This window comes from Micromonospora sp. NBC_00362 (assembly GCF_026342155.1).
Lineage (GTDB): Bacteria > Actinomycetota > Actinomycetes > Mycobacteriales > Micromonosporaceae > Micromonospora > Micromonospora hortensis.
Genome location: NZ_JAPENH010000001.1, coordinates 4,508,144 through 4,519,945, shown reverse-complemented (window position 1 = coordinate 4,519,945; position 11,802 = coordinate 4,508,144). Strand labels below are relative to the sequence as shown.

Here is an 11,802-nt window from a genome sequence, read left to right as displayed (position 1 = left end):
AGATGGACTTCCGGCTCACCGACGACCAAGAGGCGCTGCGCGAGAGCGTTCGGGAATTCGCCCGCGAGGTGGTCGCCCCGGTCATCGCCGAGCACTACGAGCAGCACACCTTCCCGTACGAGGTGATCCGGCAGATGGGCAAGATGGGCCTGTTCGGTCTGCCCTTCGCCGAGGAGCACGGCGGCATGGGCGGTGACTACTTCGCGCTCTGCCTCGCCCTGGAGGAGTTGGCCCGGGTCGACTCCAGCGTGGCCATCACGTTGGAAGCGGCGGTCTCGTTGGGCGCGATGCCGATCTACCGCTTCGGCACCGAGGAGCAGAAGGCGACCTGGCTGCCCCGGCTGCTCAGCGGCGAGGCGCTGGCCGGCTTCGGTCTCACCGAGCCGGGCACCGGCTCGGACGCCGCCGGCACGCAGACCAGGGCGGTGCTGGACGGCGACGAGTGGGTGATCAACGGGTCGAAGGCGTTCATCACCAACTCGGGGACCGACATCACGGCCATGGTCACTGTCACGGCGGTGACCGGCACGAACCCGGACGGCTCCAAGGAGTTGTCGACGATCATCGTGCCGACCGGCACGCCCGGGTTCACCGTCGCGCCCGGCTACTCCAAGGTGGGCTGGACCGCCTCGGACACCCACGAGCTGACCTTCGACGACTGCCGGGTGCCGGCCGCCAACCTGCTCGGGGCCAGGGGTCGCGGTTTCGCGCAGTTCCTGCGGATCCTCGACGAGGGCCGGATCGCCATCGCCGCGCTCGCCGTCGGCCTCGCGCAGGGCTGTGTCGACGAGTCGATCAAGTACGCGAAGGAGCGGCACGCCTTCGGTCAGCCGATCGCTGCCAACCAGGCCATCCAGTTCAAGATCGCCGACATGGAGCTGAAGGCGCACACCGCTCGCCTGGCGTACTACGACGCCGCCGCGCGGATGCTGGCCGGCGAGCCGTTCAAGCGGCAGGCCGCCATCGCCAAACTGCACGCCAGCACGATCGCTGTGGACAACGCCCGGGAGGCCACCCAGATCCACGGCGGGTACGGCTTCATGAACGAGTACCCGGTGGCCCGGTTCTGGCGGGACTCCAAGATCCTGGAGATCGGCGAGGGCACGAGTGAGGTGCAACGCATGATCATCGCTCGGGACCTGGGCCTCTGAGTGGCCCAGCCGAACTGATCGGCCGGTCGTCCCGGACGGACTGTCCGTACGGCTGTCGGGTTTCGGCGAGCGGGCGTCAGTAGCCCGACGTTCGACTGCCGACGGTCGGAGTCCATCCGTACTCTTCGTGCCCATGACTCCGGATCATGACTGGTCGCGGAGCCCGGTCGGACGTACCACTCTGCCGGAGCTGCTCCGCGGGCATCGACGCGCCGCCGGCCTGACCCAGGCCGAGCTGGCGTCCCGGGCCGGGGTGGGTGTGCGTACGGTGCGTGACCTGGAGCGTGGCCGGTCGATCCGTCCACAACGCACCACTGTCGAGCTGCTCGCCGGGGCGCTGGCGCTGACCGGCACCAGTCGGGCGGCGTTCCTGACCGCGGCCCGCGGCGCCGGTGCCGAACCGGCCTCGCCGGACGCCGCCTCGACGACGTTCGCGCTCGGCGGCAGCGCCACGTCGGCGGCCGCACCCGCCGACCCGTCGGTCGCGCTCCCGCCGCCGGTCGCGTTGATCGGCCGGGAGCGCGACCTCACCGAGTTGGCCGGAATGCTGACCGTGGAGCGAGGGCCCCGGTTGGTGAGCCTCGTCGGGTTGGCCGGCGTCGGCAAGACCGCCCTGGCGACGTCGGTGGCGCACCTGGTGGCCGCCGCCCACCCGGCCGGTGTTGCCGGGGTCCTGGTGGGCGAGGGCGCGGACGGTCCGGACGTGCTCGCCGCCTCGATGTCCGTGCTCGGCGTGGCGCGCCTGCCCGAACTCGTGGCGCTGCTCGCCGGGCGGCCGACGCTGCTGGTAATGGACGCGGTGGAGCGCGCCCCGGGCCCGGTGGCCGCGACAGTGCACCGGTTGCTCGGCGCACTGCCCTCGCTGCGGGTGCTGGTCACCGGGCGACACCCGGTCGGGTTGCCCGGCGAGCGGGTCTGGCCGGTCGCGCCGCTCGACGTGCCACCACCGGAGGCCGAGCACTCCGGACTCGGATCGTGGCCGGCGGTCGCGTTGTTCACCGCCCGCCTCGCCCAGGTCCGCCGCGAGCCACCCACCTCCGCTGAGCTGCCCGCGCTCGCCGCATTGGTGCGCCGGTTGGGCGGGCTGCCGTTGGCCATCGAGCTGATGGCGGCCCGGGGCCGTCTCCTCGACCTCACCGAACTGCTCGAACGGTACGGCGACCGGGTGCTCGACCTGGCCACTCCGGCCGACGCGTCCGCCCACCCGGCCTGGGACGCACCGGAGGCTCCCGGCAGTCGGACGAGCGGACCCGACACCCGTGCTGCGGTCTCGGTCGCCGTCACCCTGCGGGACGCGGTGGCGTTCAGCTACCGCCTGTTGGCGGCGGACGAGCAGGCCGCCCTGCGGCAGTTGGCCGTCTTCGGTAACCGGTGGTCGGTCGAGTTGGCCGAGGAGATGCTCGCCGACGAGGCCGATCGGGACGGCACCGTGGCGATCGATCCGGTTCCCCTGTTGGACCGCTTCGTCGAGTTGGGGCTGCTGAGCGTACGCGGAACCGGATCGTTCCGGTTCCGGCTGCTCGACGCGGTCCGCGACTACGCCGTCGAGCAGGCGGTCGGTGCGGGTGAGCTGACCTGTATCCGGCGTCGACACGCCGAGGTCATCGCGCGCCTGGTGGCCCGTACCGCCAGCGACCTGATCGGCCCACGGTTACCCGACGCGGTGCACCGGCTGGACGAGATGAGCAGCGACATCAGCTCGTCGCTGGCCCACGCGACTACCGACGACCCGTTGACCGCGCTGCGGCTGGCGGCCTGCCTGACCCGCTGGTGGCGTTTCCGCGGACGCGACGTCGTCGGGCGGCAGTGGTTGCGGCGGCTGCTGGCGGACCCGCGAACCGCCGACGCCGACCCTCTTCTGCGTGGCTGGGCCGCCCTCGGGGTCGCCCGGCTGGCGGCGGAGCACGGCGCGGGTGCCGAGGAGTTGTCGACGGCCCGTGCGGCGTTGGACACCTTTCAACAGGCCGGCGACGTCACCGGGGAGTTGGAGGCGCGAAACGTGCTCGGCACCCTGCTGATCTCCGTGGGGTGGCAGGACGAGGCTCGCGAGCAGGCCGAGGCGCTACTGCGGTTGGCCGCCCGCAACGGGCGGACCCGGGACCTGGCGGTGGCCCAGAACAGCCTCGCCTGGCACGAGATCCGCGCGGGCGATCTGGCTGCGGCTCGCCGCCGGCTCGCCGCCGTGGACCGACTCGCCGCCGAGAGTGGGGAGCAGCGACTGCGGGTGTTGGGCTGGGCCAACCGAGCCGAGGTCGCCCGACTGGAAGGCTGGTACGCGGACGCCATCGATCGTGGTCGGCGGGCGATCGCCGCCCTGTCCGAGCTGGGTGATCCCGGGCGTCGCCGTCGGGTTCTCGGGACCGTCGGGCTGGCGCTCGCCCAGGACGGGCGGGCCGCGGAGGCGACCGAGGTGCTGACCGAGTTGCGGGCCGGGGGCGTGGAGGCCGACCCGGCGCGACCGGCCGTGCCGCGACCGCGCGGGGACGACGCGGCGCTGGCCCGGGGTGGGTCGGAGGTCGGGCTCTGTGCGCTGATCGAGGGGAACCTGGCGCTGCACCGGGGAGACCGGGAGTTGGCTGCCGAGTGGTTCGCGGCCGCCGCCGACCATGCGGGGCAGGAACGCCGCGATGCGGTGGAAGCGCTGGTTGGGCTGGCTGCGAGCACTGCGGACCCGGCGGTGCTCGATCGACTGGACCGGGTCTGTGTGGAGAGCGGTATCCGGCTGTTGCCGCAGGAGTCGGGCCTGCTCTACGCGCTGCTCGCCGGCCGAGGTGGACCGGCTCAGTAGCCTGCGCCTTCCCACGAGCGGGATCGCGACGGGAGAGTGGCGCGGGCGAAGAGCCCCCTTTGGTGCTACCCCTCGCTGATCGCCCGCGCCGTCACCCCCCGGTGATCCCCGGTGCGGAAAGCCTGCCACCGATGCGGTGGCAGAAAGTCGGCTTGGACCGAATCATCCAGCTTGGCTGGGTCATTTCTGCCGGTCTTTCTGCCGCTGCCGCCGCCCGACGGCGGTGCTGATCAGTGCCGTCGGGTGGCGTTGCCGGTGGCGGCGACCTGCTCCGGGCTGACGTCGTCACTGCCGGCGGTGGCGCACGGATGCGCGGCGTCGCGGACCCGCCGTAACCCGTCGAGGAGGGCCGCCAGCGCCTCGGGGTCGAGCTGCCCGGTGAACCACTGCTCGATCATCTGCAGATGCCCGGGCAGCGTCTCGTTCAGGCGTTGTATCCCGGCGGCGGTGACCACCGCGTACGAGCTGCGTCGGTCGTTCGGGCAGGCCCGGCGGGTGAGCAACCCGTCGCGCTCCATCCGGTCGACCACCCGGGTCACTCCGCTGGTGGACAGGGAGGTCTGTGCGGCGAGGTCGGTCATGCGTAGTTGGTTGCCCGGCGAGCGGGCCAGTCGGGTGATGACCTCGAACTCGACCGCGGAGAGGCCGTGCTCCTCGAGTTGGGCGTTGAACCGGGCTGACAGCCCGGCGTGTGCCTCGAAGAGCAGGCCGACGGCGGTGATCCGGGGATCGTCGAAGACGTTGGTCACCCGTTCATCATACCAGTGGTTGACACGGGGAATGTTGCAACGGTTATAGTTGCTCAAGCAGTCGTTGGGCTATTAAACAATCTCCTGGAGGACAGCACCATGACCAGCAGCATCGAAGCGGTTACCCGCGACTGGGACAGCCTCACCATCCCGGCGGCCGGCACCTACGCGCTCGACGTGGCGCACAAGCGGGTCGGCTTCGTTGCCCGGCACATGATGGTGAGCAAGGTTCGCGGTGAGTTCAACGAGGCCACCGCCACCATCACCGTCGCCGAGGACCCGCTGCAGTCGTCGGTCGTCGCCACCATTCAGGCCGCCAGCGTCGACACCACCCAGACCGACCGGGACGCCCACCTGCGCAGCCCCGAGTTCCTGGACGCCGAGAAGTTCCCGACGCTCGAGTTCCGCAGCACCGGGGTCAAGTCCCGTCGCGGCAGCGAGTTCGTGCTCACCGGTGAGCTGACCATCAAGGACGTCACCCGCCTGGTCGAGCTGGAGGTGGAGTTCGAGGGTGTCGGCCGCAGCCCGTTCGGCCAGGACATCTTCGGCTTCTCCGCGAGCACCGAGATCGACCGCGAGGAGTTCGGCCTGACCTGGAACGTCGCCCTGGAGACCGGGGGCGTGCTGGTCAGCCGCAAGATCAAGATCGAGATCGAGGGCGAGGCCGTCCGTCAGGCCTGATGTCCCCAGTGATCGCCGGAGGGCAGGGGAACCCTCACGGCGATCCGAAACGCAGGGCCCGCGCCGCACGTCGGCGCGGGCCCTGCGTCGTTCCCACTGGTGGTAATTGTCACGGGTTGTTCGCACCGCAATCGGGTCCAGCCAGTCGACGACGGGGTACAGATGGCGCCACGAGCGCGTCCGCTCCGGTCGCCGTCGGATCAACGCCGTCGGCCTCTGGCCCCGGTCAGGTGGGCGCTCTTACCGTGGATGCTTCACAAAGCGCTTCCGGGACGGCATGATCCCGACCGCGCCGGCCGTCGGGAGGACACATGGGCAGGGACGTCTCAGAGGGCGCCTTCACCCGGGATGATCGCGTCCGATATCGGCAGAAGGTGCGGCGGTGCCTGGACGTCTTCGCCCTGATGCTGGACGACTTCGGCTTCGACGCCGACCGGCCGATGACCGGCCTGGAGATCGAACTCAACCTGGTCGACTCGGCCGCCGAGCCGGCGATGCGCAACGAGGAGATCCTCGCCGACATCGCGGACCCTCTCTTCCAGACCGAGTTGGGGCAGTTCAACCTTGAACTCAACGCCGAGCCCCGACTGATCGAGGGCACCGGCTTCGCTGACTACGAGCACGACCTGCGCGGCAGCCTCTCCCGGGCCGACGAGCGTGCCGCCAGGTCCGACGCGAAGATCGTCCTGGTCGGCATCCTGCCCACCCTCACCGAGGGGCACCTGGTCGAGGACAACCTCTCCACCAACGAGCGTTACCGGGTGCTCAACGACCAGATCGTCGGCGCCCGGGGCGAGGACATCGAGCTGGACATTCGCGGCGTCGAGCAGTTACGCACGCACACCGACTCGATCGCCCCCGAGGCCGCCTGCACGAGCCTCCAGTTCCACCTCCAGGTCGCCCCGGACAGCTTCGCCGACTACTGGAACGCGTCCCAGGCCATCGCCGGGGTGCAGGTGGCAGTCGGGGCGAACAGCCCCTTCCTGTACGGCCGCCAACTGTGGGCCGAAACACGGATCGCCCTGTTCCAGCAGGCCACCGACACCCGTCCAGACGAGCTGAAGGCCCAGGGAGTACGGCCGCGGGTCTGGTTCGGCGAACGGTGGATCACCTCGATCTTCGACTTGTTCGAGGAGAACGTCAGGTACTTCCCGCCGCTGCTGCCGATCTGCGAGGACGAGGACCCGGTGGAGGTCCTGCACGCCGGAGGTGTGCCACAGCTCGGGGAGCTGCGGTTGCACAACGGCACCGTCTACCGGTGGAACCGTCCGGTCTACGACATCATGAACGGCCGCCCTCACCTGCGAGTGGAGAACCGGGTGCTGCCGGCCGGTCCGACGGTGGTGGACATGCTGGCCAACGCGGCCTTCTACTTCGGGCTGGTACGCGGTCTGGCCGAGGCCGACCGACCGATCTGGAGTCAACTCACCTTCAGCTCCGCCGAGGAGAACTTCCACGCCGCCGCCCGACGTGGCCTCGACGCCGTGCTGCACTGGCCCGGGCTCGGCGACGTGCCGGTCACCAAGCTGGTCCTTGACCAACTGCTGCCCACCGCCGCCACCGGTCTGGACGGGTTCGGTGTCGCCCCGGCGCAGCGGGACCGGCTGCTCGACATCATCGAGCAGCGCTGCCGTACCGGCCGCAACGGTGCCGTCTGGCAGACCGAGGCGGTCTGGGCGGCGGAACGGCACCACGGCATGGACCGGACGGACGCGTTGCACCACATGGTCCAGCGCTACGCCGAACTCCAGCGCACCAACGAACCCGTCCACACCTGGCCAACCACCTAGCCCACCCCACCCCACCCACCCCCGAACGCGTTGACCATGAAGTTATTGCCATGACACGCCGGGCGAGGTGGCAACAACTTCATGATCAACAGGTGGGTCAGGGGTTCAGGGTGGGTCGGGGGGGCCAGGGTGGGCCGGGGGGCCAGGGTGGGTCGGGGTTAGTCGGTGGTGCGGCGTGCTGCGCGGGTGCGCCGGCTGGTGGGGGTCAGATCCTCTGCCACTGTTGCTTCGGTGGGACGACCGGCCGGATCCGCGAGGTCCGGGTCCGTACGCGGGGCGGGAACCTGCGGTACGGCGCTGGCGTCGGACGGCGGCGAGCCCGTCCGGGGCGTCTGCGGTGTGGCGTCGGCCCTTCTGCGCCGCGCTGAGGTCCCGGCCGTCGAGGCCGTGGAGCCGGCCGTCGAGGCTGAGGTTGTGGCGGTCGAGCCGGAGACCGGCGGCGCGGGCTCGGTCTCGGCGACCGGGGCCGGGTCGGCCACCGTGTCGCGGGGCGCCGCACTCACCTCGGCCGGGCGGCTCTGTTCGGCCGGGCGGTTTCGCTCGCTTCGCTCGCCGAGGCGGGCGGCCAGCACCGAGCCGCCGATACCGGCGATCACCGCGTACGGGGCGATCAGCTGGGTGGACAGCTGCGCGGGGCCCAGCGTCGACCAGTGCGGCAGGGTGGTCAGGTAGGCGAGCGCGACGAGCACCGGGCCTGCCGCGCCGGAGGCCGCCGCACCGACGCGGTGCCCGCCCGAGCGGGCGGACCGCCGGGCGGCCAGTACGCCGATCAGCAGCGCGGGCACCAGCGCCAGCAGCGCACCGGGCCAGTAGAGCTGGCCCCCGATCCAGTACCGGGCGTGGTCCGGGTCGAACTGCCAGGTACCGAGTTGGGCGCCGGTCAGCCCTCGTCCGACGCGTACCCCGTCGATCACGGAGATCACCGCGAGCAGCCAGAGCCAGGCGGCCGTCGCTGTCACGTTGACCGCTGCTGCTCGGGAGCGAAGCGCCCAGATCGCGACGAGGACGCCGATCAGGATGCCCAGCGTCGCCTGTACGGCGGCCGTCCGTTGCGGAGCGCCGGTGTCCGCGCCGGTCGCGACCCGCGCGGGTACCGCGATCAACAGCACAGTGACCAGCCCGCCCAGTCCGGCGCCAAGCGCCAGGGTCACCCGGCGCAGCAGGCCACCTCGGTCGTGGACCGGCGGCTCGGCCACCGGTGGTGGCGTGCCCGCAACCTCCGGGCGGGCCGTGTCGACGGCCGGTGAAGGCCCGTCGGCCGGGCTCTCGTGCCCCGGCCTCCGATCGTCGAGCTGCGGGCCCTCGTGGCGGGCAGCTCCGTCGGGCGGCGTTTCCGGAGAGATCACGGCCTTCGCCGGAGCGTTCCGTTGGTGCAGCCGCTGCGCGCAGACCGCGCCGAGGACCGTCGAGCTGGCGGCGAGCCAGGTGGCCCAGGCGAGGCCGTCCGCCCAGGCGGTGTCGGTCGCACCGGCATCGGTGGGCGTCCAGGTGATGACGCCGAGCCCGTAGCCGAAGCCCAGTTGTGCGGCACCCGCGCCGGCAGCGACCCCGATCGCCGTCGCGATCGACACTCCCCAGCCCTGTCTGGCCATGCCGGGCAGCGTAACGTCCCGTCGTCGGCGCGGCGAGTCGCAAGGACCCGCCGGTGTGGACCGCCGGTGCGGGCGGGTTGGGCGGCGGGCGGTACGGTCGCCGGTGATGAGGCGGTGGGCGTTATGACGGACACGAACACGGGCCAGCAGGATGCCGCCGGTGGCGGTGCGGGCCGGGCCAGCGTCGTGCTCGGTGGTGGGTTGGCGGCGGTGCTGCTCGCCGCCGTGGGTGCGACCGGCGGCTGGTTGCTGGCCGGCGAGGACGACGCACCCTCTGGTGACCCGCTGGCCGTTGCGACCACGGCTGGCGCGTCGACCACCAGGGCCACCGCACCCCGACCGAGCAGCGGCCGGCCGACACCGTCGGCGGTCCAGACCTCCGCCACCCCGACCAAGGCGGCCGGCCTGACCGTGCCGCCGGTGATCGGCACCGACTTCGAGCAGGCCAGGGATACGCTGCGCAAGCAGCGGCTGGGTTGGCGGCTGGTCTTCGGTGGCGGCGCCGGCCGTACGGTCGAGAGCACCACACCGGCCGTGGGCACCGCTGTCGCCCGGGGGACGACGGTGCAACTACAGGTCGCCGGGCCGGCGCCGGCCGCCGAGGTGCCGGACGTGGTCGGCAAGAGTTGCGCCGACGCCGCCGACGAGTTGGTCGACGAGGGCCTCTACCCGCGCTACCTCAGCGGACGTACCGGGAAGGTCAGCCGGCAGGAGCCCGCCGAGGACGGCCCGGCCCGGTGGAACGACCAGGTCAGCATCTGGTGCGGCTCGGACAACCAGCCGACCGCGAACCCCACGCAGTGAGGTCAGGCCGGCGGGTTCGAGCCTGCCGGTGCCTACCCGCCGTCCTGTCCCGCCGACGGCCGGCGCGGCTCGGCACGCTGGTCCCCACCGATGGGGGTGTGGGCGACTAGGTTGGCGGTCGAGGGCCATGACGCCCGTCCGGGTTCGGGAAAGGACGTGCGATGAGCGACGACCGCCAGGAGCCTCCCGCCGGCGAGCACGACGACGACCGGACCCGCCCCCTGCCCTCCGCCGCTGATCGGCCGGCCCCGACCGGGCCCGCCGCCGAGCGACCGGAGCCGACGCAACCGACGCCAGCGGCCACCGGCCCGGACGAGACGGCACCGATAGACCGGACTGTCCCGGCTCGTCCCGACCTGTCGCCCGACCAGACCATGCCGATCGACCGGTCCGCCGGCACCCGGCCGGGTCCGCCGGCCGACCGGACGGCGCCGATACCGCCAGCCTGGTCCGGTCGGGCCGAGGTGCGCTCGCCTCGACCGGATGACGCCGGCGGTGAGTGGTACGTCGAGGAGCAGGGTGGTCGGCGGTGGTGGTCGCCGATCCTCTGGGGCGTGCTGGCGCTGTTGCTCGCCGGCCTGCTCGGGGGCGCGCTCTGGGTGGTGCTCGCCCAGCAGGATGACGACCGCAACGATCCGGGGCCCACCCCGTCCCCTCCGCCGACCGGTGCCCCCAGGACCCCGCCGACCAGCGCAGCCCCCACGTCGACGGCGCCCACCAGCGAGTCGCCGAGCAGTTCGCCGACCACTGACGCGCCGGATGAGCTGCCCGTGCCACCGCTCGTCGGCCTGCCACAGGCCACCGCCGAGGGGCTGTTGGCTCGGCTGGGCCTGCCCTACCGGGTGGTGTACCGCCCGTCGGAGCTGCCACCGGGGACGGTGGTGGGCACCGAGCCGGAGGCGGGCACGTCGGTGTCGACCGACGACGAGCTGTTGTTGATCATCTCGCAGGCCGTGCCGCCGAGCGGGTCGAGCCCGACCACGCCGAGCCCCACGGTGACGAACACACCGTGACCGCTGGTCACCACATCCGGCGGCGGGTGCCGACGAGACCGATGCCGGCCAGCGAGATGGCGAGGCCGAAGATGCCGGACCAGAAGAGGGAGCGGCGGATGTCAGTTGCGCTGTGCCCGGCCGGAGCGGCTTCGGTGAGTTCCTGGGGGCCGTCGGACTGGCCGCCGGCGCCAAGGCCGGACACCGGCCCGGTCGGGTCGGCACCACCAGCGTGGTCGGCAGGGGTGCCGGTGTCGATCCAGCCAGGTTCCTCGTAAATCGACTGACCGTCGCCCGTCGGCGGGTCGGAGTCGAGCACGGTGATCTCCGGTGCGGGCACCGGTGCGGTCAGCCGGGTGGACGACATCGCCGGGTCGCGGACGAGGACCAGGAGTGTCGCCATCGCCCCGAGGAGGGCGAGGAGTCCGAAGGCATAGGCGATACGGGAGCGGTGGTGCCGCCGCAGGGCGGGCTGATTGACCATGACCATCCCAGGGTCAGGGTCCTGGACGAGCGGTGGAACGGTGCCGGGGTGGGCGTACCGATTCTATGGCGACGGCACGCCCACCGGCGGCGGTTCGGGTCGGTCAGCCCACCCGGAGCGGGGTACGCGCGACCGGGCGGCGGGCCCGCACTGTGTGCGGACGGGGTTCGGGGGCGGCCTGCAGTTGCTGCAGCCCTTCCCGCTGGACGAAGATCGACCGTCGGGTGACAGCGTCGCCCGCGGCGTTCAACTCGTAGCCGTCGAGCCAGAGCCAGCCGTCATAGGTCGGCCAGTCGAGCACCCGGATCACCCGGAACTTGATCGGCCTGAGGAACTGGACACTCGCCGCGCGTGTCACGTGCAGTACGTCACCGGTGCGGGGAAGCACATGGGCTCCTGGGGAGGATCGGCCGGCGGTTGCGCCGGCGGTGCCTGAACGGGGGACGTCTCGGCCGGTGACGGGGTCGTGCCTCGTGAACCGGTGGTGCGGATGGCGGTGGTCGGGCCGTACCCCGCTGGTGACGTGCCGCCACCCGACCACCACCCGGTTGCTTCCGGGAACCGCGCCCGCCGCCGCAGCTTGCCGGCTTGCAGCGGCGGGGTCCTTACCCCGGAGCAGGTCGCGTTGTCGTCGGCCGGGCCCGCGCCGTGCCCGGCTTCCCCGAAGCGGTGGGTTCACCACTCGGAGGGACCGGACGGAGACGCTGAGTGATCCGTGCCATACGGACAGAGTGCATCAGGGACGTGCTTCATGCAAGTTGCACGTCGACT

At 72.0% G+C, this 11,802-nt stretch carries 10 protein-coding genes; 6 read left to right on the top strand and 4 right to left on the bottom strand.

Annotation, left to right across the window (positions count from 1 at the left end; all coding sequences use genetic code 11):
- Window positions 1–2: 2 nt before the first annotated feature.
- Both OG992_RS20795 and OG992_RS20790 read left to right on the top strand, forming a co-directional pair.
- On the top strand, window positions 3–1,151 hold the full coding sequence (locus OG992_RS20795; protein ID WP_238687666.1) for an acyl-CoA dehydrogenase family protein: 1,149 nt from the start codon (window positions 3–5) through the stop codon (window positions 1,149–1,151).
- A gap of 133 nt (window positions 1,152–1,284) precedes the next feature.
- Window positions 1,285–3,939, top strand: coding sequence for a helix-turn-helix domain-containing protein (locus OG992_RS20790; RefSeq protein WP_266304085.1), 2,655 nt, complete (start codon window positions 1,285–1,287; stop codon window positions 3,937–3,939).
- Window positions 3,940–4,169: 230 nt separating this feature from the next.
- On the opposite strand, the gene OG992_RS20785 is transcribed toward OG992_RS20790, so the two are convergent.
- Window positions 4,170–4,688 carry a MarR family winged helix-turn-helix transcriptional regulator gene (locus tag OG992_RS20785; protein WP_238687668.1) on the bottom strand — a complete coding sequence of 173 codons (519 nt, stop codon included), beginning with the start codon at window positions 4,686–4,688 and terminating at the stop codon, window positions 4,170–4,172.
- Between the two features lie 99 nt (window positions 4,689–4,787).
- On the opposite strand from OG992_RS20785, the gene OG992_RS20780 reads away from it, so the two are divergent.
- Both OG992_RS20780 and OG992_RS20775 read left to right on the top strand, forming a co-directional pair.
- Complete coding sequence (locus tag OG992_RS20780; protein ID WP_238687669.1) at window positions 4,788–5,369, top strand: YceI family protein; 582 nt, start codon at window positions 4,788–4,790, stop codon at window positions 5,367–5,369.
- 311 nt (window positions 5,370–5,680) lie between these two features.
- A complete protein-coding gene (locus tag OG992_RS20775) occupies window positions 5,681–7,159 on the top strand; it encodes a glutamate--cysteine ligase (RefSeq protein WP_238687670.1) in 1,479 nt (492 codons plus the stop codon).
- Between the two features lie 158 nt (window positions 7,160–7,317).
- Here the strand turns inward: OG992_RS20775 and OG992_RS20770 are convergent, their stop codons facing one another.
- Window positions 7,318–8,751, bottom strand: coding sequence for a hypothetical protein (locus tag OG992_RS20770; RefSeq protein WP_266304084.1), 1,434 nt, complete (start codon window positions 8,749–8,751; stop codon window positions 7,318–7,320).
- Window positions 8,752–8,874: 123 nt separating this feature from the next.
- Between OG992_RS20770 and OG992_RS20765 the strand changes: the two genes are divergently transcribed.
- Together OG992_RS20765 and OG992_RS20760 are read left to right on the top strand one after the other, a co-directional pair.
- Window positions 8,875–9,555, top strand: coding sequence for a PASTA domain-containing protein (locus tag OG992_RS20765; RefSeq protein ID WP_266304083.1), 681 nt, complete (start codon window positions 8,875–8,877; stop codon window positions 9,553–9,555).
- Between the two features lie 161 nt (window positions 9,556–9,716).
- A complete protein-coding gene (locus tag OG992_RS20760; RefSeq protein WP_266304082.1) occupies window positions 9,717–10,568 on the top strand; it encodes a PASTA domain-containing protein in 852 nt (283 codons plus the stop codon).
- A 7-nt stretch (window positions 10,569–10,575) separates the two neighbouring features.
- Here the strand turns inward: OG992_RS20760 and OG992_RS20755 are convergent, their stop codons facing one another.
- Window positions 10,576–11,037 (bottom strand): hypothetical protein, encoded by a 462-nt coding sequence (locus OG992_RS20755; protein WP_238687674.1) that lies wholly within the window; start codon window positions 11,035–11,037, stop codon window positions 10,576–10,578.
- 97 nt (window positions 11,038–11,134) lie between these two features.
- A complete protein-coding gene (locus tag OG992_RS20750) occupies window positions 11,135–11,419 on the bottom strand; it encodes a hypothetical protein (protein ID WP_091396374.1) in 285 nt (94 codons plus the stop codon).
- Window positions 11,420–11,802: the final 383 nt, after the last annotated feature.